Consider the following 24,202-nt stretch of genomic DNA (forward strand, 5'->3'; position numbering starts at 1 on the left):
GGTTCGCCGGGAGCCGCGGACGGCGGAGCGGTGTCGGGCGGCGGCTCGGATCCGGACGAGGAGCGGCGACTCAGAGCCGGACGAGCAGTTCCACCGCGATCAGCGTCAGCAGGAGTCCGAGGAGGCCCGCGAGGGCGGCGAGCGTCCGGAGCCAGTCGGACACCGCCTCCGCGTCGGGCGTGGCGGCGAGGAGGGCCGGGCGGTCGCGGGGGCCGGAGTCGCGGTCGGGGACGGTGTCACGGTCCGGGTCCGGCACGGTTCGTGCGTGGCACGGTCGAAAGGTAAAACCGACTATGAGGCGACAATACCGATATTGAGCGCTCCCGAGCGCGCGGGCGACGAGAGGGTCATCCCCGGTTCCACGGCGCCTCCTCGAAGTCGACGATCCGCTCGCCGCGGTCCACGGCGTCGATCCGGGCGATCTCGTCGTCGGTCAGGTCGAGCTCTCGGGCGGTCCAGTTCTCCTCGACGTGCCCGAAGTCGGCCGCCTTCGGGATCGGCGCGACGCGCTCCTTCGAGAGCAGCCACGCGAGGCTCACCTGCGCCGGGGTGGCGTCGTGCGCCGCGGCGACGTCTTGAAGGGCGCCGACGTCGGCGACGCGGTTGCGCGCGATCGGGGAGTAGGCGACGAGCCAGTGGTCGTCTTCGACGGCGTACTCGCGGAGCCGCTCCTGTTGAAGCAGGGGGTGACACTCCACCTGATGGGCGAACACGTCGTTCGCGAGTCGGTCGATCGCCTCGTCGAGCTGGTCGGGGCGGAAGTTCGAGAGCCCGATCCGGTCTATCACGCCGTCGTCGACGAGGTCGTCGAGCGCGGGCAGCGTCTCCTCCGGGTCGTACGTGTTGATCGGCCAGTGGACGTACAGCAGGTCGATCGAGTCGACGCCGAGCCGGTCGCGGCTGGCGCGGGCGGTCTCGACCGCGTCGTCGTACGAGAGGTTGTCCGTCGAGAGCTTCGTCGCGACGAACAGGTCGTCGCGGTCGACGCCGCTCCGGTCGATCCCGTCGCCGACCGACGCCTCGTTGTCGTACCCCTGCGCGGTGTCGACGTGGCGATAGCCGGTCTCGATCGCGTGGGCGACGCCGGCGGCGCACTCCTCGCCGGCGGCCAGCTTGTACGTCCCGTACCCGAGTCGGTCGAAGGCGTCTGCCATGGTCCCCCACGCGGACGGCGACGCCCTCAACGTACCGGTCGCCAACGAACGCGGGAGCGACCTCGAACAGATCGCGGGAGCGACCTCGAACAGACCACGGGGTCGACCCCGAACAGATCGCGGGAGCGACCTCGAACAGACCACGGGGTCGACCCCGAACAGATCGCGGGAGCGACCTCGAACAGATCGCGAGACCGGCCTCGAACGGCTCGTACCGCCCGAGAATCCGCCGTTCTATTTAAGTTACCTCCGAGAGTCGGGGGACGTATGTCAACGAAAGAAGTCGCGCTCCGAAGCACGATCGGCGGCGTCTCGGTCGAGGGGAAGCTCCACACGCTCAGCGTCTGGTTCATCCTCGCGTTGCGGCTGATGATCGGCCTCGCGTTCCTCCAGAGCGGGCTCAGCAAGGTCCTCAGCGGCGAGTTCAGCGCCGCGGGCTACCTCCAGAACGCGCCCGCCGCGAACGGGAGTCCGGCCGCCGGCCTGTTCGCCGCGATGGGCGAGAACGCGCTGTTCGTCGACTTCGTGAACGTCGCGGTGCCGTGGGGAGAGGTCCTCATCGGCCTCGGCGTGATCGTCGGGCTCCTCACGCGGCTCGCCGCGTTCTGGGGGGCGTTCATGATGCTCCTCTTCTACCTCGGCAACTGGGACATCTCGCACGGCTACATCAACGGCGACTTCGCGTACATGCTCGTGTTCCTCTCGGTCGCCGCCTTCGGCGCCGGCCGGATCCTCGGACTCGACTCGGTCGTCGAGGAGTACGACATCGGCGGCCAGCCCCTCGTCGAGCGGTACCCGTGGACGCGGTACCTCCTCGGATGAGGCGGGGTCGGTCTCCCTGACCGATTCGGCCGCCAACCGCGAGCTAAACGGGCGCAGCGCCGATCACAGTTATCACAGCTAATATTCGGGGAGCAGTTATTATCCCGATACGATCCCTGTCGATCGATACACATGCAAGCGGGATCGTCCTCCGGCATCCGGTCGAGTTACGGCGCGAAGCTCGCGCTGTCTTTGATCGGGGTCATGGGGGTTTCAGTTTCATACGGTGTCATCGTCTACCTCCGCGCGGAGGAGGCCGGCGCCGCGGGCGCAGCGGTGCGCTCCGGGCTCGTCGGGATGACGCTGTTGACGGTGATCGGGCTCGCGCTCATCGGCGTCACGGTCGGATCGAACACGGTCATCTCCCTGCGACAGCTCACGGCCAAGGCCGAGCGGATGGCCGAGGGGGACCTCGACGTGCGACTGGAGACGGGCCGAACCGACGAGATCGGGCGGCTGTTCCGGGCGTTCGACGAGATGCGCGGCTCGCTGCGCTCGGAGATCGCCGACGCGGAAGCGGCTCGCGAGGAGGCGGAGGGGGCGCGGCGGGAGGCGGACGCGCGCGCCGAGACGGTCGAGCGCAAGGCGACCGAGTACGAGTCGGCGATGCGCGCGCTCGCCGACGGCGACCTGACCCAGCGGGTCGACTCCGACGTCGACAACGAGGCGATGGCGCGCGTCGGCGTCGCGTTCAACGAGATGGCCGACGAGCTGGAGGAGACGGTCGCGTCCGTCGCGACCGTCGCCGAGGACACCGCCGACGTGGCCGGGACCGTCGACGACCGCACGGAGGACCTGCGGGCGACGACCGGGACCGTGAGCGAGGCGGTCGAGGAGATCGCCGAGGGCGCGCGCACCCAGCGCGACGACCTCCAGGCGGCGACCGACGAGGCCGAGAACCTCGCGTCGTCGGCCGAGGAGGTCGCCTCCACCGTCACCGACGTGGCGGAGACCGCGGAACACGCGGCCGAGGTGGGCGAGGAGGGCCGCGAGGCCGCCGAGGAGGCGCTCGCGGAGATGGACGCGGTCGAGGAGACGACCGCGGAGACGACCGCGGAGGTCGAGGCGCTCGCCGAGGAGGTCGAGGAGATCGGCGAGGTGGTCGACACCATCTCGGAGATCGCCGAGCAGACGAACCTGCTCGCGCTGAACGCCTCCATCGAGGCGGCCCGCTCCGGCGCCGAGGGCGCCGGCTTCGCGGTCGTCGCCGAGGAGGTGAAGGCGCTGGCCGAGGAGACCCAGGAGTCGGCCAGCGAGATCGAGGCCCGGATCCGCTCCGTCCAGGAGCGCGCGGAGACGGGCGCCGACGCGATGGCGCGCACCGAACAGCGGATCTCCGCCGGCGTCGAGACCGTCGAGACGTCGATCGACGCGCTCGAACGCCTCGCGGAGGCCTCCGAGCGCACCGACACCAGCATGACCGAGATCACCCGCGCGACCGAGACGCAGGCGGACTCCGTCGACGCGGTCGTCGGTCACGTCGAGGACGTCTCCGCGATCAGCGCGCAGACGGCCAGCGCGGCCGGCGACGTCACCGGCGCGGTCGACGAACAGGAACGGACCCTCGGGGCGGTCGAAAACGCGGCCGGGTCGCTCTCCGACCGCGCGCTCGCGCTGCGCGACGCGGTCGACGACTTCGAGTTCGCGGCCGACGACGGCCTCGCCGGGAACGCGGACGGCGCGGACGCGACCGCCACGGCGGTCTCCGACGGGGGGACCGCGGACGGCGAGGGGACCGAGTTCGACTTCTCGCACGGCGGAGACGAGGAGGCGACCGTCGGAGACGACGACGCGGCCGCCGAGGAGGGGGTGAACTGAGATGCTCGTCGACACCGCCGTCTGGGCGTGGATCGGCGCCCTCGCGATGGGCGCCGGGACGGTTCCCCCGCTGTGGGCGTTGTTCTCCCGGTCCTCGGAGGCCGACGAGTCGCACGCCGTCTACTACGGCACCCTCGCCGGCGTCACCGGCGTCGCGGCGCTCGCGTACCTCGCGATGGCGCTCGGCGTCGGCACGCTGTCGACGGCGGCCGGCGAGCTGGAGGTCGTCCGGTACGTCGACTGGCTCGTGACGACGCCGCTCATCCTGCTGTACCTCGGGCTGCTCGCGCGGCCGTCCCGGCGCGTGCTCGCCGGGCTGATCGGCGTCGACGTGGTGATCATCGCCGGCGGAATCGCCGCCGCCGCCACCGGCGGAACGGTCTCGTGGATCGCCTTCGGCGTCGCCGGGGTCGCGTACCTCGCGCTCGTCTACGGGCTCCTCGTCTCGCTCCCGCGGTCGGCCTCGGCGGAGGGCGACCGGGTCCGCGCGGTCTTCGGCACCCTCCGGAACATCACGGTGGTGCTGTGGACGCTGTACCCGGTCGTGTGGCTGCTCGCGCCGACAGGCTTCGGCCTGCTGACGCCCGCGACGGAGATGCTCGTGTTCGTCTACCTCGACGTCGTCTCGAAGGTCGGCTTCGTCGTCGTCGCGGTCGCGGGCGCCGACGCGCTCGACCGCCTCGGCGCCGACGGCGGGCTCGGCGTGGACGCCGCCGAAGACGAGTTCGTCGCCGCCGACTCCGGGACCGAAGAGCGGACGACCGTCCTCGGCGACGACTAATCTGCGGTCCGTTTCTTCTTTCTCGCTGCTTTCCCTTCTACTCGCCGTCCGCGACGAGGTCCGCGTAGCGCGCGCCGGTCTGTTTCAGCGTCTCAGTCGAGTAGAGCCGCTCGTGAGCGAACGGGAGATGATCGGCCGCCAGCTCGTCGATCTTCGCGTCGACCGCCTCGGCCTCGCGGCCGTGGATCATCGTGAACAGGTTGTACTCCCACCCCTGGTCGGGGCGGCGCGGCCGGTGGTAACAGAGGGTGACATACGGGAGGCTCCCGACGGCCTCGCCGCGCTCGTCGAGCTCGTCGTCGGGCACGTCCCAGACCACCATACAGTTGTTCGTGAACCCGGTGACGACGTGGTTGACGACGCAGCCGATCCGCTTGATACAGCCGTCCGCGAGCAGGCGCTCGACCGCCGCGAGCACCTCGTCGACGGTCGGGTCAACCTCGGAGCCGCTCGCGCCGATCTCGTCCGCCACGTCGGCGTAGGGGGTCGCGGACAGCGGGAAGCCGTCCTGAATCGCGAGGAGGAGGTCGGCTTCGAGGGGCGTGAGGTCGCCGCGCGCGTCCTCCGAGATGCGGGTGGCCGACACGTCGGTCTCTTCGAGGGACTCTCTCGCAAATCGGTCGCCGTTGACGACGGGGAACTCCAGATCGATGTAGTAGTCGGTGAGCATCGGGAGCGCGAGCACCTCGCAGCCGGTGCGCTCCTCGATCTCCGCGAGGATCTCGTCCCGTCGCTCCCGCGAGCCGGCGGTGACGACGAACCACTGGTTCCACTCGTGGTCGCGGCGGTAGTTGTGGTTCACCTGCCGGTAGCCGTTGATCACCTCGGCGACCTCGTCGAACCGGTCCTCGGGCGCGCGCACCGCCGCCAGCGTCGAAGAGCCGATGACCGGGGGGTTGAGCACGGCGCCGAACCGCCGGAACACGCCGCGGTCGCGCAGGTCGCGGACGCGGCCGAGGAGCTCGTCGGCGTCGACATCGGCTCCCGTTTCGGCGCTGATCTCGCGGGCGACGCGCTCGAACGGGCGCGACTCGACGGGGAAGCCGCTCTGGTACTCGTCGATGAGGGCCGCGTCGACCGCGTCGAGGTCGGCCCGCCAGTCGGCGTCCAGACTCATTACGCGGGTTAGGATTCGGGCGTACGTACGGGTTTCGGAGGACGTCGATCGTCAACGGGAGCGCGCCGGCCGGTAACGTGCGCGCGGGTCAGTCGTCGGCGGGGGCCTCGCCCGGCGTCGGCGCGAACGCCCGGGCGCTCTCTTCCAGCTGCGTCGTCGAGCAGCCGCCGACGGTCGCGGCCTGTTCGAGCGTCAGGGTGCGGGAGCGGTACAGCGTGAGCGCGGTGGCGACGGATTTGGACGTCATCGGGTACAACCAGTTAGTAGATGGACGAATATATAACACTAACGCTATTTAGAGAGTGTTACAGAATATGAACGGCATAGAGTTGTACGTGCGTATTCTATTTTGTGTCAAAAAGAGACGTTCGTCTTGTTAAGATGTGTGATCGTGTGTTACGCAACCGGCGCGAGCCGCCGGCTAACCGGTATTCGTCGCTCGCGCGCGCCGCGAACGGGGACGGAGGTCAGTCGCCTCGCTCGTAGTGCGCCACGTTAACTTGGTCCTCGTCGTCGCGGAGATAGTGTGTCAGGGTGAAATCGCGGACCGTGAACTCGAACTCGATCTCGCCCTCGTACGCGACGGCCGCGGGACCGTCACAGCCCGCTTCGGTCTCCGTGGCCGCGATCTCCACGACTGCGAGGCCCTCGTCGGGCCTCGAGGTGAACACGCTCGCGTCAAGGGCGACGCAGTCGACCGGCGCGGCGAACCGCCCCTCGATCCGCGCGGTCCGGTCGGCTACCTCGACGGTCGCGTCGTGTGCGGAGTCGTCGACCCGCTCGGTCGACCGCACCGACACGGTCGCTGCCGGGAGGTCGTCGCGGAACGCTCGCCCGAGACAGCCGGAAACGCCACCGAGCGCGAGCGTGGAGCCGGCGAGGACCGCCCGCCTCGTCGCTCGGTATCGGCGTTCGACCGTAGGGCTTCGACCCGAGCCGTTCGGGGCTTGATCGGTCACGATCTGTCCCGCAGCGGGGCGAAATAAATATCTTCTGCGCCCGCATCCGGTCCGATCCGGTACCGTCCCCTTCCCAGCGCTCGGGAGTCGAACGGGGGACTTTTCGTCGGAGAACCCGAACGGTGCGTATGGCTCAGGCGACCCAGGAGTTCGGCGACTGGCCCCTCAAGCGGCTGATGACCGAGGTCTGCGGCTCCGGCCACAAGTCGGCCGACGACCTCACGCGCGCGCAGGCGACCGAGGCGTTCGAGCGCATCCTCGCGGACGAGCCGGACCCGACGACGCTCGGGGCGTTCTGGCTCGCGAACCGCTGGAAGCGGAACACGCCCGAGGAGCTCGGCGCGTACGTCGACGTGATGTGCGACCGCGTCGAGTACGCCGAGCCCGACGTCGACCCAGTCGACTGCGGCGCCAACTACGACGGGAAGGGGCGGACCGCAATCTTAGGCGTCGCGGCCGGGGCGGTCGCGGCCGCCGCGGGCACGCCCGTCGTCGTCCACTCGGGCGACCGCGTCCCGACCCAGAAGCAGGACGCGTACAAGCACGTCCTCGACGAGCTGGGCGTCCACACGGAGCTGACGCCCTCGGACTCCGCCGACATGGTCGACGAGACCGGCTTCGGCTTCTACTACCAGCCCGCGTTCAACCCCGCGATCGACGACCTGTTCGACCGCCGCGACATGATGGGCGTCCGGACGTTCGTCAACACCGTCGAGACGCTGGCGAACCCCGCCGGCGCCTCGACGCACCTCGGCTCCTTCTACCACCTCGCGTTCGCGAAGAAGGTGGTCGACACGTTCGTGGAAAGCGAGTTCCACGACCTCGACCGCGTCCTGATGTTCCAGGGCATGGAGGGGTACGACGACGTCCGCCCCGGCTACACGAAGGTCGCGGAGTGGGACGCGGGCGACCGCGGTGAGGCGGCGGGGAACGACGCGGAGGAAGCCGGCAGCGAGGGCGCCTCCTTCGACGACTTCGAGATCGAGACCGCGGAGTACGGGATGGACCTCGAAGAAGAGGACCTCGCGGTCGACGACGTGGCGGTCGATTCGGCCGCGATCACCGAGGCGGTGCTGGCCGGCGAGCGCGACGGCGCCTTCGCGGACGCGGTCGCGGTCAACGCCGCGCTCCGGATCTACGCCGGCGAGGACGCGGACTCGATCGAGGAGGGCCTTGACGCGGCCCGAGAAGCCATCGACGACGGCTCCGCGTACGAGGTTCTAGAGGAACTGCGGGAGTTCTGAGAGCGGTCGCGTCCCCAGAGTTCCGGTTGTGATCGATCGGTGTTTCCGTCGGATATTTATAAGTGATCGACGACTCTGCGACGAATTCCTCCAAAGAGCCGGTCGTTCGCTTATAAATGGCTGATAGTGGATCGGCGTTGAACTCCGTCAAATCCCCAGCCGCGAGGCGGACGCACGCTCGCTGCGCTCCTCGTCACTCGCTGCGCTCGTTCCTGCGGTGCTTGCGTCGCCTGCGCCGCCCTCGCGACTGCCCCTTTGAGTCCCGTCCCGCACAGCACCGCCCCGCGCCTCACGCCTCCCCAGCCTCGTCGCTCACTGCGTTCGCGACTCCCTCGCGCGGTGCCGCTCACGGCCGCCAAGGCGGCCGTTCGCGGGCACGCGCCACCGCAGTCCTCTTTATAAGTATTCGTCGAGACGCAGTCGATTCCTTATAAGTCGCGGTCGGGCGCCGGCGGCATCGCCCGCTTGTGGGCGCTGCGCTCGTAGAGGTCGACCACGCGGTCGACGGCCGCTTCGGGGACGTCGAGCTCGCGGACCGTCGCCGCGCGCGAGAGCCCGCCGTCGACGTGGACGGCGAGGATGGCGTCGACGGTGTCGTAGTCGAGCCCCATCTCCGCGGCGTCGGTCTGTCCCTCCCACATGCCCGCCGTCGGCTCCTGCATCACGAGGTCGCGGTCGACGCCGACGTGCGCGGCCAGCTGGCGCACCTGCTGTTTGTAGAGGTTGCCGATGGGGTTACAGTCGACCGCCTGGTCGCCGTACTTCGTGAAGTAGCCGGTCATCGCCTCGGCGCGGTTTCCGGTGCCGAGGACGACCCGATTTTCGGCGTTGGCGACGAAGTAGTTCAGCACGGCGCGGGTGCGGACGTAGACGTTGCCCGCGGCGGTGCGGTCGTCGGCCGCGTCCGGGAAGGCGTCGAAGAAGGCCTCCGCGATCGGCTGGATCTCGACCACGTCGTACTCGATTCCGAGGTCGTGGGCGACGCGCTCGGCGTCGCTCATCACGTCCGGGTCGTTCACGGACGAGGGCATCGTCAGCCCGTGGAGGCCCTCCTCGCCGAGCGCCTCGACCGCGAGGTGGGCGGTGAGCGTCGAGTCGATCCCGCCCGAGAGACCGAGGACGGCGCCCTCCGCCCCCGCGTCGTCGACGACGTCGCGGATGAACGAGACGATGCGCTCGCGGGTCGCCGCCAGCTCCGCGTCCGAGAGGCGGAGGTCGAGCGGGGGGTCGTCCGACAGCAGCACCGACTGCTCCGAGGTCTGACTCATGGGCGGGTAGAGGGACCGAGGCGACTAATACCTCCCCGTCGGCGCGGGGAACTGGACGCGCGTCGGGTTCTACAGCAGTCCTTCCTCTTCGGCCAACAGTAACCCTTCCAGCGTCGCGTCGTTCGTCGGCGGCTCGCGGGCTATCTCCAGTGCTTCGTCGACCGGGACCGCCCGCGGGGCGAGGAACTCGTTGCTGTCGTGGTCGACGTCGACCGGCGCTAACCCCTCCGCGAACACGTAGCCGCGCTTGTGGCGCAACACGCCGGTCGAACACCACACCTCCTGGAGCAGCGAGGTCGACGACGGCGCGAAGCCGGTCTCCTCGGCGAGCTCGCGCGCGCCCGCTTCCGTGTATGACTCGCCGGACTCGACGATCCCCGCGGGGAGCTCCAGCTGGGTGTTCCGGACGGTGGGGCGGTACTGCTCGACGAACAGCACCCGGTCGTCCGCGACCGCGACGACGACCGTCGCGGGCGACAGCTCCGCCCAGTAGTAGTTCTTCTCCGTCCCGTCGGGCTGCTCGACGCGGTCGTAGCCGCCGACGAACCACCCCTCATCGTACTCGACGACGACCTCCGTCACCGGCCACTCCGGCTCGCCCGGCAGCGAGTGGCTGCGGCCGTCCGAGAACGCCGGCAGGTCGCGGAGGTCGGCGGCCGGGGCGTCGGGGTCGGCGGGGCCGTCGCCCGCGCCGGGGCCCGGTCGCTCATCGGTCACGGGCGGACCACCTCCGCGTGGTACGCCTGGCCGTCGCGACGCACTCGCACCCCGGTCTCCGTCGCGGCGTCCGGCACCTGCCGGGTGAGCGCGTCCACCTCGTCGAACGGGGTGTGCGTGAACCACTCCTTCATTCCGTACGGGCCGGTCTGGTACCCCGCGGAGCGCCCGTCGTCGCTCTCTATCGCGCCGATCAGGTACGGGTACCGCCGGTCGGAGACGTTGTTCACGTCGGCGGCGGTGCCGTTCGTCTCGATCGGTTCGACGGTGAGGTAGTACGGGTCGCCGCTGCCGAGGTAGCTGGGGAGGGCGCCGAGCGCGAGCAGCGCGACGACGACCAGGGCGATGGCGACGAGGAGGTTCCGGGTGACCCGGCGCATGGTCGCCGTACGGTCCCGCGGGGAATACCGGTTTCGACCCGCGGGGGCGCGGTCGGCGAAACGGCGGCCGGACCCGGCGCAGCGCGGCGACGCGTTTTACACCGCGGCGGCCCTGTCGAGGGTATGGAGTACCGGTTCGAGCTGGCGCTCTGCGCCGCGCTCGAATCCCCCGACCGCGTCGTCGCCCGCCAGCTCGGCGCAGGGGTCGAAACGCCGGGGACGCGCATCGTCGACGGCTGCCTGCTGTCGCCGGGACCGGGCTTCGACGACCGCGCCGCGATCAGCGCCGAGCGCATCCCGGACCCCGCTATCGAGGCCGCCGTGGGTCCCGGCGAGGCCGTGCCCGTCGCCGAGGCGTTCGACCTCCCGCCGGACCGGGCCGCCGCCGTCGTCGAGCGCGCGGTCGAGGTCGGCTACCTCGAACGCGAGCGGCGGAACGGGCGGGACGCCGTGCGCGCCACCGCCCGCTACCCGGAGGACTGGGTCGGCGAGCTGGTCGCCGTCGAGAACAAGCCCGACCTCGGGACGCCCGGCGACCTGGAGGCGCAGTTGCGGTACGACGCGGCGCTCGGCCTGTTCGACGAGGTCGTCCTCGCGACCGCCTCCTACGTCACCCGCGCGCACCTCAACCGGATCCCCGACGCGGTCGGGGTCTGGCGGTTCGACCCCGAGACCGGGGCGCGCGAGGTCGTCCGCGAGCCGACGCCGCTCGACCCGGACGCGCCCGGCGTCGAGATCCGGGCGGAGCGCCCCTCCCGCACGGAGGTCGCCTTAGTCGATCCCGAGGCGAAGGCCCGCAAACGGCGGCGGATCGCCGAGCGCGCGTACGGGAAGGGGTGGCGCCCCGACCCGCCGGCGTGCGCGCACGGCGAGGCGACCGCCGACGGGCGGCCGCGCTGCGCGCACTTCGACCGCGTGGTCGACCCCGGCCGCGAGTGCGGGAGCGGGTGTCCGGCCTTCGAGCCCGCCGACCCGCCGGACGCGGAGCGCGACCGCCTGCGCGACGAGCGCACGGCGTGGGTCGCGGACCCCGACGGGGGCGGACCGCGCCGCCAGTCCGGGCTCTCTCGGTACCTGTGAGAACGCTTATACGGCGAGAGCGGGTCCTTCCGGTATGGACGAGATCGAAGACGTCTTCGTGGCGCGACTGATGTCGACGGACCTCCACACGGTGACCCCGGACACGCTGGTCGAGGACGCGGCCGCGGTGCTGCTCGAGAACGACATCAGCTCGGTGCTGGTCGTCGACGACGACGGCGACCTCGTCGGGATCTTAACCTCGACGGATTTCGTCGACATCGTCGCGAAGAGCCAGCCGAAGGCCGAGACGACGGTCGAGCGGTACATGACGCGGGACCCGATCACGGCGGGCGCACAGGACGACGTCGCGGCCGTCGCCGCGACGATGCTCGAACGCGGCTTCCACCACGTGCCGGTCGTCGACGGGGAGACGCCCATCGGCATCATCACCACCTCCGACTTCGCCGCGTACGTCTCCTCGCCGGAGTCGGTCTCGGCGTAGCGCGTCCCGCACCGAACCGGTCGCGGCGGCGGTCGACGCTGCCGCGGCGTCCCCTCGTCCGTCCGCGACCGCGACAAGTGCCGCCACTTCCTGTGTCCGTATTACCCCGGAGCGCGTACCGGGGACCGTGTCCGATCACCTACACCTCAACCTCTTCACCATGTCCTCGGTCGAGCACGTCTCGCCCGGGTCGTGGCGGTACCCCGGCGACCGGTCGGCGGACTACGCCGACCGCGAGTACTGGACCGAGGTCGCGCGCACCGCCGAGCGGGGCGGCTTCGACGCCGTGTTCTTCGCCGACGTACGCGGGATCTACGACGTGTACGGCGACGACCGCGAAACGGCCGTCAAGCGCGCGGTCCAGACGCCCGCGAACGACCCGCAGCTCGTCGTGCCCGCGATGGCGGAGGTCACGGAGGACATCGGCTTCGCGGTGACGCGCTCGACGACGTACACCCACCCCTACCAGCTCGCGCGGGAGTTCTCGACGCTCGATCACCTCACCGACGGGCGGGTCGCGCTCAACGTCGTCACCTCCTACCTGGAATCGGCCGCCGAGAACCTCGGGCTCGACGAGCGGATGGACAAGGAGACGCGCTACGACCGGGCCGACGAGTTCCTCGACGTCTGTTACAAGCTGTGGGAAGAGTCGTGGGACGACGACGCCGTCGAGGTCGACCGCGAGGCCGGCCGGTACAGCGACCCGGAGAAGGTCTCTGCGATCGACCACGAGGGCGACCACTTCTCGGTGCCGGGCCCGCACGGCTGCGAGCCGTCCCCCCAGCGCACCCCGGTCATTTACCAGGCCGGCTCCTCCGATCACGGCCGGTCGTTCGCCGCGCGCAACGCCGAGGCCGTCTTCGCCAGCCAGCCGACCGAGGAGGGCGTCGTCGAGTACATGGCGGACGTGAAGTCGCGCGCGGCCGACGCCGGCCGCGACTCCGAGAGCCTCCGCTTCTTTATCGGCGTGGTGCCGGTCGTCGGCGAGACGGAGGCGCTCGCGGAGGCGAAGTACGAGGAGTACAAGCGCCACGTCGACGTCGAGGCGACGCTCGCGCTGTTGTCCGGCTTCCTCGACATGGACCTCTCGGAGCTCGACCCCGACCAGAAGGTCGAACACATCGAGACGGACGCGATCCAAGGGACGATGAACGCGTTCACGAAGGCCCAGCCCGACCGCGAGTGGACGGTCCGCGAGGTCGCGGAGTTCTGCGGGCTCGGTACCACCTCGCCGAAGATCGTCGGGACGCCGGAGCAGGTCGCCGACGAGCTCCAGCGCTGGCACGAGGAGGTCGGCGTCCACGGGTTCAACGTCAAGGAGGTCGTCCGCCCCGACTCGCTCGTCGACTTCGTCGACCTCGTCGTCCCGGAGCTGCGCGAGCGCGGACTGGTCCCCCCGGCCGACGCCGAGCCCCCGGGCGAGACGCTCCGCGAGCGGCTCCTCGGCGAGGGGCAGACGGGGCTCCGCGGGGACCACCCCGCCCGGCAGTAGCGCGCGGAGACCGCTCGGAGTCCGATCCGACCGGACGCCTTCGCGTGGTTTCGCGGCTCGTGTGAGCGAGCTGTTGTGAACGCGTTGCCGCTAACTAATACGACAACGCTGCCGCCCCCGGCACGCTTAAGTGTCTACCACCGCTTGTTTCAGGTGACGCTTCGCTTGGAGGGCCGAAGCGTCAGCGGGGACCTACAGAACGACACGCTCGTGCCATCTTTTCCCGGCACGGGCGTGCCGTTCGTTCCTTTACGCGCGGAGCGATTCGCTCGCGCAGCCGCCGGTAACCGACTACTCTAGGCCGACAGTGCGAAGTCGCTCCCGTTCGAGCCACGGGTATGCCGCTCTTACAGTTCGCGACGACGCTGTCGCTGTCGTCCGCCGAGCGCGAGGCGTTCGTCGCGTTCGTCACCGACCGGTACACCGAGGAGATGGAGACGAGCGCGGGCCACGTCGCGGTGACGATCGCGGAACACGAGCCGTCCGCGATGGCGATCGGGCGGGCGGTCGAGGGACCGCTCCTCTTCTTGGACGCCGAGATCCGCGAGGGCCGGCCCTTCGAGTACAAGCGCGCGTTCGCGCTGGCGGTGATGGAGCGGGCGGTCGAGGCGTTCGGCGTCCCCGAGCCGAACTGTAAGGTCGTCTTCACCGAGCACGCCGGCGAGGACATGATGGGGGTCGACCGCGTCGGCGGCGACTGGGACGGGGCGTAGGCGGCCCGCCGCCCCTCGATCGCTCTCCCGAGCGCGGCCGGCCCGCACCGCCGCTCAGAGGTTCTCTTTCTGGTAGTCGCCCTCGTACGTCCCCTCGTGGTCGGCCTCGGCGAAGACGAGCTGCGCGATCCGCGCGCCCGGCTCGATCTCGATCGGGTGGCCGACGTCGAGGCGCCCCTCGCCGACGCCCTCGTAGCCCGCGTCCCACACCGCGGTGTCGAGGGTACAGGCGTTCCGCAGCAGCGTCGAGCGCGGGAGGACGAACCCGATCCGCTCTTCCGGGATCCGCACCGGCTCGCCGTAGCGGACGACGTAGCTCCCGCGTTCGAGCCGGTAGCAGTCGCCCCGGGGCTCCAGCTCCCGCCGCTCGCCCACGCGCTTCCCGTCGCGCCCGAGCCGGCCCGGTTCGGTCTGTGCGAACACCGCGTCGACGGTGAGGTCGACGCCGTTCGGCTGTCGCTGCTCCTCGTCGAGGTCGGCGCCGGCCGCCTCCAGCGCCGCCGCGACCGCGGCTCCCGAGTCGTACATGCGCGTCCGGAACCGCGGGCGAGGCAAAACGGTGTCGTCCGCGGCGCGCGACGAGACCGGTCGAATCGGCGGGTTTCGCCGTGACCGCTGAGAGGCCCGATTTTGGCCGTTTCAGGCGTTTAATGTCCTAAAATACACTGGACGGCTACGTATTTCACGGTGCGTGGTATCACGCGGGGATCACAGCGAGCGTTGCCGCATCGCGGGATCTAACACGGTCGATCTTCGGGAAACTCGCGGGTTTTATATCCACGGGACGGCCATCTTCGCGTGATATGGGACAGACGATTACGGAGAAGATCCTCGATGACCATCTCGTCGAGGGCGAGCTGACGCCCGGCGAGGAGATCGGCATCGAGATCGACCAGGTGCTGACGCAGGACACGACGGGGACGATGGTGTGGCTGCAGTTCGAGGCGCTCGACTTGGACGAGGTCCAGACGGAGCTGGCCGCGCAGTACTGCGACCACCAGACGTACCAGTTCGACTTCAAGAACACCGACGACCACCGCTTCCTCCGCTCCGCGGCGGGCACGTACGGCGCCTACTTCTCCCGGCCCGGCAACGGTATCTGCCACCAGGTCCACAAGGAGAACTTCGCGGCGCCCGGCAAGACGCTGCTCGGCTCCGACTCGCACACGCCGACCCCCGGCGGGCTCGGCCAGCTCGCGATCGGCGCGGGCGGCCTCGACATCGCCGTCGCGATGGGCGGCGGCCCCTACTACGTCGAGATGCCGGAGGTCGTCAACGTCCACCTCGAAGGGGAGCTGCCCGAGTGGGCGACCGCGAAGGACGTCGCGCTCCACCTGCTCGGCGAGCTGACCGTCAAGGGCGGCGTCGGCAAGATCTTCGAGTACACCGGCCCCGGCGCCGAGAAGCTCACGATCCCCGAGCGCACCACGATCACGAACCTCGGCACCGAGCTCGGCGCCACCTCCTCGATCTTCGCGACCGACGAGAAGACGAAGGACTGGCTCGCGCGCCAGGACCGCGAGGAGGAGTACGTCGACCTCCAGCCCGACGACGACGCGGAGTACGCCGAGACGATCGAGGTCGACTTAAACGAGCTCGAACCGCTCGTGGCCGCGCCCTCGATGCCCGACAACGTCGCCCCCGTCAGCGAGTACGAGGGCACCGACGTCGAGCAGGTCATCGTCGGCTCCTGTACCAACGGCGCCTACGAGGACATCCTCCCCAGCGCGAAGATGCTGGAGGACCGCGAGGTCGCCAAGCAGACCGAGATGATCGTCGCGCCCGGCTCGAAGCAGGCCTCCGAGATGCTGGCCCGCGAGGGCTGGACCGCGGAGATGATGGCGGCCGGCGTCAACTTCTCCGAGGCGACCTGCGGCGCGTGCATCGGCATCGGTCACGTGCCCGCCTCCGACTCCGTCTCGCTGCGCACCTTCAACCGGAACTTCGAGGGTCGCTCCGGCATCGAGGACGACTCCGTCTTCCTCTGTTCGCCCGAGGTCGCCACCGCGGCGGCCATCACCGGCGAGATCGTCGACCCGCGCGACCTCGCGGACGAGCTCGGCGACCTCGAGGCGCCCGGCCTGGAGATGGGGACGAAGTACGGCCCCGGCATGGGCGAGGACGACTCGGACATCATCTCGCCCGACGAGGCGATCGACGACGGCCTCGTCAAGGGCCCGAACATCGGCGACGTGCCGCTGAAAGACGACATCGACGTGGACGGCGGTGAGGCCCTCCTCAAGATGGAGGACAACATCACCACCGACCACATCATCCCGGCGACGGCGGACATCCTCAAGTTCCGCTCGAACATCGAGAAGCTCTCCGAGTTCACGCTCTCGCGCGTCGACGACACGTTCGCCGAGCGCGCGCTCGCCGCCGACGGCGGCGTCCTCGTGGCCGGCGAGAACTACGGCCAGGGCTCCTCGCGCGAACACGCCGCGCTCTGTCCGATGTACCTCGGCATCGAGGCCGTCTTCGCCCAGAGCTTCGCCCGCATCCACAAGGCGAACCTCTTCAACTTCGGGATCGTCCCGCTGGCGATCGACGAGGAGACGTACGAGAAGATCGACCAGGGCGACGACCTCGAGATCGTCGACGACGTGCCCGCGGGCGTCCGCTCCGGGCAGGAGGAGTTCACCGTGAGCGTCAACGGCGAGTGGGAGTTCACCGCCGACCTCGACGCCTCCGAGCGCGAGCGCGACATCCTCGCGGCCGGCGGCAAGCTCTCGTGGGTCAAACAGCAGCACGCCGACGGCGGCTCCGGCGCGGCGCCGGCCGACGACTGAGCGCGCTGTCACGCGAGACTCGACGGTCCGGTTTCCCGATTTTTTCGACGCGTCCGTGCTCGTAGCGGCGGCCGTGCGCATCGGCGGCGCCTCGTTGATATCGACGTGAACGAGAGCGGGAGTGAGTATCGCAGATCGGTGGCGACGAGACAGTATTTAAATAGCCGTGAGCGACGGCGACAAGCGCTTATAAAAAGAGAATGCGGTGGCGCGCCTGCGAGCGGCCGCCATCGGCGGCCGCGAGCCAGCCCGCGAGGGAGTCAGTCGCCGGAGCGAAGCGGAGGCGACTGACGAGGTTGGGGAGGCGTGAGGTGCGGTCGCTGTGCGGTGCGGGTGGGACTCAAAGGGGCAGTCGCGAGGCGGCCGCAGGCGACGGAAGCACCGCAGCGAAGGAGCGCCAGCGACTGAGCGAGGAGCGCAGCGAGCGTGCGCCCGCCTCGCGACTGGGGCTTTGGCGGTCGTCATCCCAGCAGCGTCAGTCATTTATAAACAGCCGACAATGACACCGCGATTCTCCTTATAAACAACTACGCCATCACACTGAGCAACGTACTACACTCACTCCCGCTATCAATCGAGGGTCTTCCAGTCCGATCCACACACCTCAACGCCGAACAGCGCTACCGCTCCGCGCTTGGAGTCGAAACGGAAAACCGCGAAAACGCGACCGGTCGGTCCGAACGCTGAACCGGCGTTAGCGGGCCGCGGCGGCGACGCGTTCGCGCTCCTCCTTCTGCGAGATGGAGTAGGAGCCCTCGACGTCGTAGTCGGCGGCGGCGACGAGCTCGTTCGCGAGCGCCTCGGCGGCGGCGGTCGTCGACTTGTACGTCGCGCTGGCGACGGCGTCGGAGATGAAAAGCAGCGCTTGGTCGACGCGGCGCTGGGGCGCGACGTCGACCGCCTTCGGGACGGAGATGCCGCCGTACTTCAGGCGGACGGTCTCCTCGCGGGGCGCGGCGTTCTCGACGGCCGTCACGAGGACCTGAACCGGGTTCTCCTCGGTCCGATCGTGGACGATGTCGAAGGCGTCGCGGACGATCCGCGTCGCCTGCTGCTTCTTCCCCGTGTTCTCGTCGGTCTGCATCAGGCGGTTGATCAGCCGCTCGACTAAGGAGATCTCGCTTTTCTTGAACTGTTTCGACGCGTGGCGGCCCATGGTGTGCGCGATGGGCGTCACGGTCATGTAGCGCTTCGTCGAGGGGTCCTCGTAGGCGATCTCGGTGACGTCCCAGACGCCGAACAGCTTGGCGTTCTCGTTGGCGGCCTCGCTGGAGGCGGGCGCCTCCGGGTCCGGCTCGTCGGCGGCGACGTCCTCCTCGGACGGCGCCTCGGTCTCTTCGCCGCTCATCTGACCGGCTTCTCCGCGTTGCCGCGAACCAGTTCGATCATCGACACGCCGTTGACCTTCTCGACCTTGTAGTTGACGCCGGAGAGGTCGCCCATCGCGCGGCCCTTCGCACCGCCGATCCCGGCGATGGTGACCTCGTCGTGCTCGTCGATGAAGGAGATCGCGCCGTCACCGGGACAGAACGCGGTGACCTGCTTCCCGTTTTTGATGAGCTGAACCCGAACGCACTTTCGGATCGCCGAGTTCGGCTGCTTTGCCTCGATGCCGACCTTCTCGAGGACGATGCCGCGCGCCTGCGGGGCACCTTCCAGGGGGTCGGACTTCGTCTTGAGCCCGCGCTCGCGCCGAGCGTACTCGGAGTCGGACCAGCGGCGCTTCTGCCGGTCCTTTTTGAGCTTACGGGCCGCGTACTTGCCGTTCGCCATCGTACGCCTACTTCCGAACGGAGCTACTTAAGCGTCGTCTTTCTCCGCCGCGAAACGCCCTCAGATCCCCCGAGCGGTCCCTCTCGACGGATCTGAGGGTGTTTCACGAATCAGTTCGGCCGAAAACGACGGGCGTTCGCTCCCGCTGAGCCGGTAAGCCGGCGAGAGCGCCCGTCGTTTCGTCCGGAAACGACCCGGGCCGCGCTCCGATAGTCAGGAACCGGTCTCCTCGCGCGCCGTCTCGACCCACGCCGGCTCCGACACCGTCGCGCCGAGGTCGCGGTAGTCGATGTCGACGTCGACAGTCGCCTCCCCGCCGTCGTGTTCGCCCGCCCACGACTGTTCGAGCCGCGGCACGACGCCGGACTCGTACACGTGAACCGTCGCCGACGCCGTCTCGACGGTCTCGGGGATATTCCGGTCGCCCTCGAAGGCGTCGGCGACGAACTGCGCGGTCTCCTCGCCGCGCACCTCGCCCGCCCCGTCGCTCTCGGGGTTCCACAGGTTCAGCCCCTCGTACTCCGTCTCGCCGCTCGCGGTCTCGCTCTCGACGCGGATCCCGGTCACCATCTCCGAGCGCATCGCCGACTCGAGCTCGCCAGACGACCGGTCGACCGCTCGACGGGCGTACCGCGTCCCGTCGCCGGTCCGACGGCGGATGAAGGCCGTCCCGTCGGCGACGTACAGCTCCGAGACGTCCGGCTCGTCGGTCTCGGTCACCGCCTGTCGCACGTACTGGCGTCCGTTTTCGAGGTCGTACGCGGCCTCGTACTCCTGGGAGGGGAGCCACGGGCTCGGTTCCGCTTCGCCGGCGTGACTCGTCGCCGCCGTCGAGAACAGCGTAGCGCCCCCGGCGTCGACGAGCGCGTCGGCGTGTCGCTCCGCCAGCGTCTCGACGTCGAGCCCCTCGCCGTCGCGCCACGCGGCGTCGGGGAACGGGCGATCGGCGGTGTCGCCGCCGTCGCTTTCGTTGCCGCCGTCGCCGGAACAGCCGGCGAGTCCGACCGCGGTGACGGTTCCGAGACCGGCGAGGAGGCGTCTGCGGTTCATGGGTCGACAAGCGGGCCGGCGGGCAAAAGGGCGCGGGTTCGGCCTCAGGTCAGTTGGACGTCGTCGACGTCGTAGTGGCGCTCCGCGAGCCGGCGGGCGGTCTCGATGTTGTCGCCGTCCGCACCGATGGCGACGCCGCGGTCCGCCTCCTCGACCTCGACGTACGCCACGCGGTCGTTCTGCTCGGAGATGGTGACGGCGTTGACGGCCGCCGGCGCGAGCGCGCTCGCGACGAACGCCTCGGCCGTGTCGGCGTCCTCGACCAGTTCGATCGACTTGTCGAGCCGCCGTTCGGCCTCCGCGACGGTCTCGCCGCCCTGGCCGATCGCGGCCGCCATCTCGCCGGCGGGCACCACGAACACGAGCCGGTCGCCCTCCACGAGGCAGTCGGTCGGCGTGACGCCGGTCAGCTCGTCGAACCGACCGATGTAGCGCCGCGCCTCGTCGGAGAGCTCGACGCGCATTAGTCGTCGCTCACGACGCGCGACCCCATCCGGAGGTCGACGTCGCCGGTCCCCATCGAGATGGGCTTGCCGGCGATGACGTTCTCGATGACGCCGTCGAGGTCGTCGTACTCGCCGTGGATCGCGGCGTCGAGCAGGTGGTTGACCGTCACCTCGAACGCCGCGCGCGCGAGCACCGAGTCCTTGTTGCCGGAGATGCCGTGCCGGCCGATCGACTCGATCTCACCGTTGTTCGTCATGATGTCGGCGACGAGCATGAGGTGCCGGACGTTCACGTCGTCGAGCCCCTGCTCTTCGAGCGTGTTCTTCGTCTCGTCGATGATCGTCTCGCGGGCCGCTTCGACCCCGAGGTTGCGGTAGATCTCGTGGATGTTGTTACACGTCGTCCGCGAGGCGTCGACGCCCTCGATGTCGAGGGCGTCGCCGAACGCCGATCCCTCGGTGTAGAGGACGAACTCCTCGTCGCCGTCGATCTCCTCTTTGCGGATGACGACGCGCTCGATCTCCTCGATCCCCTTGAACACGATCTCCCGGAGCCGCTCGACGAGCTGGAGCAGCTCGCGGTAGCTCGGCTCGTTGGGACCGAACTCGATGACGGTGCCGGCCTGCCGGGCGTCGACGCCCAGCGAGTCCTCGATCGTCTCGGCGATGATCTCCGCGACCTCCGTCGGGTCGGAGTGGGTGGGCCACCGCTCCAAGAGCGTGTCGTCGTTCAGGTCGATCCGCACCAGCATGTCCGCGACGTTCGTCGACACGTCGCCGAGCGCGAGGATACGCGTCGCCTCGATCGACCAGACGACCTCGTGGGCCTTCTCGCGGTCGGTCGCGTACTCGCCGTCGAGGTGGACCGTCATCATCGGCGTGTCCGGCGTCTTCCGGGCGTCCACCAGCTCGATGAGCCGAGGGAGCCCCTGCGTAACGTCGATTTCTGCGACGCCAGCGTAGTGAAAAGTATTCATTGTCATCTGAGTACCGGGCTCGCCGATCGATTGGGCAGAAACAGTGCCCACAGGGTCCAAGGGATCAACCCGCGTCTGCTCGTAGCGGTTCTCGACGCCCTCCACGATGTCGGTCGCCTGTTCGATGGTGACCTCGCCGGCCTCCTCGGCCTTCCGGTCGATGGCCTCGTACACCTTCGACTTGAGTCGGCGGGGGAGCTCGGTCGCCTCCACGACCGCCTCCATGTCGTCGGTGACGTGGTCGTGCTCAGTCATCGGACTCCACCCCCGGCCCGCCGGCCTTGTTGAGTCCCGGCCCGGCGTGCTCCGAGAGGTTCGTCGGCGGCTCGCGCTCGCCGAGGAACCGCTCCTTCTCCTCGTCGGAGGCGAACTCGGCGTCGACCACGCGGTCGACGATGCCGTCGACGTCGATGCCGTCCTCCTCGCCGGAGGAGACCTTCACCGGCGAGGTGCCGTCCTCGCCGAACTCGAACTGGACGATCCGGCCCGAAGTGTCCCGGACCGTCCCGTCGTACTGCGCCTCCAGCTCGGAGAGCGCGTTGATGAGCCGGCGCTGGAGGTAGCCGGACTTGGAGGTCCGGACCGCCGTGTCGACGAGCCCCTCGCGGCCGCCCATCGCGTGGAAGAAGAACTCCTGGGGCGTGAGCCCGCCGCGGTAGGAGTTCTCCACGAAGCCGTGGGCCTCCGAGGAGAGGTCGTTCGGCCGGTAGTGGGAGAGCGTCCGGTCCTCGTAGCCGCGGTTGATCCGCTCGCCGCGGACCGCCTGCTGGCCGACGGAGCCGGCCATCTGCGTCAGGTTCAGCATCGAGCCGCGGGCGCCGGAGCGGGCCATCACGACCGCCGGGTTGTCGTCGTCGAAGTGCTGGTCGGCGATCTCACCCGCCGAGTCGCGGGCCTTCCCGAGCGTCTGCATGATCTTCATCTCCAGCGTCTCGTCGACGCCGCGGCCGGGCAGCGACTCCAGCTCGCCGGCCTCGTACGTCTCGATGAGCTCTTGGACGCGGTCGTAGGCGCTCTCGATAGCGTCGTCGACCTGCTCTTCGGCCTCCGGCGGGATCGACTCGTCGTCGATCCCGATCGAGAACCCGAAGTTCATGATCGCGCGCATCGCTAGCGACGCGATCTCGTTGATGAACACGCGGGCGCGCGTCTCGCCGTACTCCTTCGTGAGCGTGTCGACGACCTCGCCGCCGAACGCGCCGACCGCGTCCTCGTCGATGGTCCCCTCGATCAGCTGACCGTCCTCGATGACGACGCTGTCGCCGGCCGAGGAGGTAAAGGAGAGGTCCAGATCGTCCGGGAGCAGTTCCGAGAACAGCGTCCGGCCGGTCCAGAACTCGCGGCCGTCGTCGCCGACGCCGTCGGCCTCGGGCAACTCGTCGACTCGGGTGGCGCGCAGCAGGTCCAGCGCCTGCGTCTCCGTGAACTCGGGGTTCGAGTGGGTGAGCAGGTAGGTGCCGGAGATGTGGTCCTGAATGGCGCCGATGATGTTCCCGCCGAACCGCGGCGAGAGGATCTGCTCTTGGACGCGCATGAGGACGCGCGCCTCGGCGCGGGCCTCCTCGTTTTGCAGCGCGTGCATGTTCATCTCGTCGCCGTCGAAGTCGGCGTTGTACGGCGGACAGACGACGGTGTTGAGCCGGAACGTCTTGTACGGCATCACCACGACCTCGTGGGCCATGATGGACATCCGGTGCAGCGAGGGCTGCCGGTTGAAGATCACGATGTCGCCGTCCACGAGGTGGCGGTTCACCTCCCAATCGGCCTCGACCTTCTCGGCGAGCTCCTCGCAGTTCTTCTCGGTCACCTTCAGCCGGCGGCCGTCGGGGCGGCGCACGTAGTTGGCGCCCGGGTGGGCCTCGGGCCCGTTCCGGACGTACTGCCGCGCCTCCTCGACGTTGCGCTCGGTGACGTTGAGCGTCTGGGTCATCTCCTTGGCGACGCGGTCCGGGACGCCGACCTCGTTCAGCGAGAGCGTCGGGTCGGGCGAGATGACGGTACGGGCCGAGAAGTTGACGCGCTTGCCCGAAAGCGAGCCGCGGAAGCGGCCCTCCTTCCCCTTCAGCCGCTGGCTGAGCGTCTTGAGGGGGCGGCCGGAGCGGTGTCGCGCCGGCGGCGTCCCGCTGATCTCGTTGTCGACGAACGTGGTGACGTGGTACTGTAACAGCTCCCAGAGGTCCTCGATGATCAGCTGCGGGGCGCCGGCCTCGCGGTTCTCCATGAACCGCTGGTTGATCCGGATGATGTCGACCAGCTTGTGCGTGAGGTCGTCCTCGGAGCGCTGGCCGTTGTCGAGCGTGATGGAGGGGCGGGTGGTGACCGGCGGCACCGGCAGCACCGTCAGGATCATCCACTCCGGGCGGGAGTGCTCGGCGTCGATGCCGAGGACCTCGAGGTCCTCGTCCGGGATGTCCTCGAACCAGTCGCGGATGTCCGAGGGCATCAGCTTGTTCATGTCCTCCTCGGTGAGGTCGACGTCCAGCGCCGTCTCGATGGCGCGGCGGTCCTCCTTGCGCGGGCGGAACTCGCCGGCCATGATCTCGTTGATCCGGTCGACGGCGATGTCAGTCTCGTCGGCGAGTTCCTGCGGCGAGGTGCCCGGGTCGTCCTCTTCCTCGTCGGGCTGCATCGCGGCCGCGATGCGCTCGGAGTAGTCGCCCGAGAGCACGTCCTGGACCTCGTAGTAGGTGGTCGGCTTCTCGTGTTTGATGTCCGCCTGCGGCTCGCCGCAGAAGGGGCAGGTCGACGCCTTTCGGGCCTGCCGGACGGCGGCCTTCAACACGTCGTGCTCGTCGTCGCCGAGCTCCTTCGCCCGCTCGTAGCGGTCGCGGAACTCGTCGCGCTGCGCCTCGTCTAAGGCGAGCCGACCGCACTCTCGGCACGTCGAGCGGAGCAGCCGCCGGATGAGCTTCGTGAAGCCCACGTGGATGACCGGGGCGGCCAGCTCGATGTGGCCGAAGTGGCCGTTACAGGAGCCGGAGTGGGAGCCGCAGGTTCGACACTCCAGGCCGGGGTCGATGACGCCCAGCCGCGGGTCCATCAGCCCCATGTCGATCGGATAGCCGTCGTCGTCGTACGTGTCGGCCGTGATCACCTTCGTCGCGGACATGTCCCGGTACGTCTCCGGGTCCATGAGGCCGAAGTCGATCCCGCCGAGCACTTTCGGTGTTTGCATTGACA

24 protein-coding genes are annotated in these 24,202 nt (G+C 69.4%); 9 read left to right on the forward strand and 15 right to left on the reverse strand.

Features of this window, described 5'->3' with window-relative positions; all coding sequences use genetic code 11:
* Positions 1 to 70: 70 nt before the first annotated feature.
* Both CPZ01_RS07245 and CPZ01_RS07250 read right to left on the reverse strand, forming a co-directional pair.
* Positions 71 to 256 carry a hypothetical protein gene (locus CPZ01_RS07245; RefSeq protein ID WP_096394110.1) on the reverse strand — a complete coding sequence of 62 codons (186 nt, stop codon included), beginning with the start codon at positions 254 to 256 and terminating at the stop codon, positions 71 to 73.
* A gap of 91 nt (positions 257 to 347) precedes the next feature.
* Positions 348 to 1,154 (reverse strand): aldo/keto reductase, encoded by an 807-nt coding sequence (locus CPZ01_RS07250; RefSeq protein WP_096394111.1) that lies wholly within the window; start codon positions 1,152 to 1,154, stop codon positions 348 to 350.
* Positions 1,155 to 1,421: 267 nt separating this feature from the next.
* Between CPZ01_RS07250 and CPZ01_RS07255 the strand changes: the two genes are divergently transcribed.
* The 3 genes from CPZ01_RS07255 to CPZ01_RS07265 all read left to right on the forward strand — a co-directional run bounded on the left by CPZ01_RS07255 (position 1,422) and on the right by CPZ01_RS07265 (position 4,575).
* Complete coding sequence (locus CPZ01_RS07255; RefSeq protein WP_096394112.1) at positions 1,422 to 1,976, forward strand: DoxX family protein; 555 nt, start codon at positions 1,422 to 1,424, stop codon at positions 1,974 to 1,976.
* A 132-nt stretch (positions 1,977 to 2,108) separates the two neighbouring features.
* Positions 2,109 to 3,794, forward strand: coding sequence for a methyl-accepting chemotaxis protein (locus CPZ01_RS07260; RefSeq protein ID WP_096394113.1), 1,686 nt, complete (start codon positions 2,109 to 2,111; stop codon positions 3,792 to 3,794).
* A gap of 1 nt (position 3,795) precedes the next feature.
* Positions 3,796 to 4,575 (forward strand): bacteriorhodopsin, encoded by a 780-nt coding sequence (locus CPZ01_RS07265; protein WP_096394114.1) that lies wholly within the window; start codon positions 3,796 to 3,798, stop codon positions 4,573 to 4,575.
* A 37-nt stretch (positions 4,576 to 4,612) separates the two neighbouring features.
* On the opposite strand, the gene ahbB is transcribed toward CPZ01_RS07265, so the two are convergent.
* The 3 genes from ahbB to CPZ01_RS07275 all read right to left on the reverse strand — a co-directional run bounded on the left by ahbB (position 4,613) and on the right by CPZ01_RS07275 (position 6,651).
* Positions 4,613 to 5,692 (reverse strand): siroheme decarboxylase subunit beta, encoded by a 1,080-nt coding sequence (gene ahbB, locus CPZ01_RS07270; RefSeq protein ID WP_096394115.1) that lies wholly within the window; start codon positions 5,690 to 5,692, stop codon positions 4,613 to 4,615.
* 88 nt (positions 5,693 to 5,780) lie between these two features.
* On the reverse strand, positions 5,781 to 5,939 hold the full coding sequence (locus CPZ01_RS15415; RefSeq protein ID WP_172863941.1) for a DUF7317 family protein: 159 nt from the start codon (positions 5,937 to 5,939) through the stop codon (positions 5,781 to 5,783).
* A gap of 220 nt (positions 5,940 to 6,159) precedes the next feature.
* Positions 6,160 to 6,651 (reverse strand): hypothetical protein, encoded by a 492-nt coding sequence (locus CPZ01_RS07275; protein WP_096394116.1) that lies wholly within the window; start codon positions 6,649 to 6,651, stop codon positions 6,160 to 6,162.
* 128 nt (positions 6,652 to 6,779) lie between these two features.
* Between CPZ01_RS07275 and CPZ01_RS07280 the strand changes: the two genes are divergently transcribed.
* Positions 6,780 to 7,895, forward strand: coding sequence for an anthranilate phosphoribosyltransferase (locus tag CPZ01_RS07280; protein ID WP_096394117.1), 1,116 nt, complete (start codon positions 6,780 to 6,782; stop codon positions 7,893 to 7,895).
* 428 nt (positions 7,896 to 8,323) lie between these two features.
* Here CPZ01_RS07280 and CPZ01_RS07285 read toward each other — a convergent pair whose 3' ends face one another.
* The 3 genes from CPZ01_RS07285 to CPZ01_RS07295 all read right to left on the reverse strand — a co-directional run bounded on the left by CPZ01_RS07285 (position 8,324) and on the right by CPZ01_RS07295 (position 10,260).
* Positions 8,324 to 9,163, reverse strand: a complete 840-nt coding sequence (locus tag CPZ01_RS07285) for an NAD+ synthase (RefSeq protein WP_096394118.1) — start codon at positions 9,161 to 9,163, stop codon at positions 8,324 to 8,326.
* A gap of 69 nt (positions 9,164 to 9,232) precedes the next feature.
* Positions 9,233 to 9,880, reverse strand: coding sequence for an NUDIX hydrolase (locus tag CPZ01_RS07290; RefSeq protein ID WP_096394119.1), 648 nt, complete (start codon positions 9,878 to 9,880; stop codon positions 9,233 to 9,235).
* On the reverse strand, positions 9,877 to 10,260 hold the full coding sequence (locus CPZ01_RS07295) for a hypothetical protein (protein WP_096394120.1): 384 nt from the start codon (positions 10,258 to 10,260) through the stop codon (positions 9,877 to 9,879). The genes CPZ01_RS07290 and CPZ01_RS07295 overlap by 4 nt, the downstream gene beginning before the upstream one ends.
* A gap of 123 nt (positions 10,261 to 10,383) precedes the next feature.
* On the opposite strand from CPZ01_RS07295, the gene CPZ01_RS07300 reads away from it, so the two are divergent.
* The 4 genes from CPZ01_RS07300 (at position 10,384) to CPZ01_RS07315 (ending at position 13,987) form a co-directional block, all read left to right on the forward strand.
* Positions 10,384 to 11,340 carry a DUF5787 family protein gene (locus CPZ01_RS07300; RefSeq protein ID WP_096394121.1) on the forward strand — a complete coding sequence of 319 codons (957 nt, stop codon included), beginning with the start codon at positions 10,384 to 10,386 and terminating at the stop codon, positions 11,338 to 11,340.
* 34 nt (positions 11,341 to 11,374) lie between these two features.
* Positions 11,375 to 11,782, forward strand: coding sequence for a CBS domain-containing protein (locus CPZ01_RS07305; RefSeq protein WP_096394122.1), 408 nt, complete (start codon positions 11,375 to 11,377; stop codon positions 11,780 to 11,782).
* 127 nt (positions 11,783 to 11,909) lie between these two features.
* Positions 11,910 to 13,274 (forward strand): LLM class flavin-dependent oxidoreductase, encoded by a 1,365-nt coding sequence (locus CPZ01_RS07310; protein WP_096394123.1) that lies wholly within the window; start codon positions 11,910 to 11,912, stop codon positions 13,272 to 13,274.
* 338 nt (positions 13,275 to 13,612) lie between these two features.
* A complete protein-coding gene (locus CPZ01_RS07315) occupies positions 13,613 to 13,987 on the forward strand; it encodes a tautomerase family protein (RefSeq protein ID WP_096394124.1) in 375 nt (124 codons plus the stop codon).
* A gap of 54 nt (positions 13,988 to 14,041) precedes the next feature.
* On the opposite strand, the gene CPZ01_RS07320 is transcribed toward CPZ01_RS07315, so the two are convergent.
* On the reverse strand, positions 14,042 to 14,515 hold the full coding sequence (locus CPZ01_RS07320; protein WP_096394125.1) for a deoxyuridine 5'-triphosphate nucleotidohydrolase: 474 nt from the start codon (positions 14,513 to 14,515) through the stop codon (positions 14,042 to 14,044).
* Between the two features lie 275 nt (positions 14,516 to 14,790).
* Between CPZ01_RS07320 and CPZ01_RS07325 the strand changes: the two genes are divergently transcribed.
* Positions 14,791 to 16,776, forward strand: a complete 1,986-nt coding sequence (locus CPZ01_RS07325) for an aconitate hydratase (protein ID WP_096394126.1) — start codon at positions 14,791 to 14,793, stop codon at positions 16,774 to 16,776.
* 694 nt (positions 16,777 to 17,470) lie between these two features.
* Here the strand turns inward: CPZ01_RS07325 and CPZ01_RS07330 are convergent.
* The 6 genes from CPZ01_RS07330 to CPZ01_RS07355 all read right to left on the reverse strand — a co-directional run bounded on the left by CPZ01_RS07330 (position 17,471) and on the right by CPZ01_RS07355 (position 24,197).
* Complete coding sequence (locus CPZ01_RS07330; protein ID WP_096394127.1) at positions 17,471 to 18,124, reverse strand: 30S ribosomal protein S7; 654 nt, start codon at positions 18,122 to 18,124, stop codon at positions 17,471 to 17,473.
* Entirely contained in the window at positions 18,121 to 18,549 is a 429-nt protein-coding gene (locus CPZ01_RS07335) for a 30S ribosomal protein S12 (protein ID WP_006111505.1), read from the reverse strand. The genes CPZ01_RS07330 and CPZ01_RS07335 overlap by 4 nt, the downstream gene beginning before the upstream one ends.
* A 213-nt stretch (positions 18,550 to 18,762) precedes the next feature.
* Entirely contained in the window at positions 18,763 to 19,599 is an 837-nt protein-coding gene (locus CPZ01_RS07340) for a DUF7537 family lipoprotein (protein WP_096394128.1), read from the reverse strand.
* Between the two features lie 44 nt (positions 19,600 to 19,643).
* Positions 19,644 to 20,063: a NusA-like transcription termination signal-binding factor gene (locus CPZ01_RS07345; RefSeq protein WP_096394129.1), complete on the reverse strand. Its 420-nt coding sequence runs from the start codon at positions 20,061 to 20,063 to the stop codon at positions 19,644 to 19,646.
* The gene (rpoA2, locus tag CPZ01_RS07350; protein WP_096394130.1) at positions 20,063 to 21,277 is read right to left on the reverse strand and encodes a DNA-directed RNA polymerase subunit A''; all 1,215 of its coding nucleotides are present in this window, start codon (positions 21,275 to 21,277) and stop codon (positions 20,063 to 20,065) included. Before rpoA2 ends, CPZ01_RS07345 begins: the two co-directional genes overlap by 1 nt.
* Entirely contained in the window at positions 21,270 to 24,197 is a 2,928-nt protein-coding gene (locus CPZ01_RS07355; protein ID WP_096394131.1) for a DNA-directed RNA polymerase subunit A', read from the reverse strand. The genes rpoA2 and CPZ01_RS07355 overlap by 8 nt, the downstream gene beginning before the upstream one ends.
* Positions 24,198 to 24,202 lie beyond the last annotated feature (5 nt).

Origin of the sequence: Halorubrum trapanicum, from assembly GCF_002355655.1 — an archaeon.
GTDB lineage: Archaea > Halobacteriota > Halobacteria > Halobacteriales > Haloferacaceae > Halorubrum > Halorubrum trapanicum_A.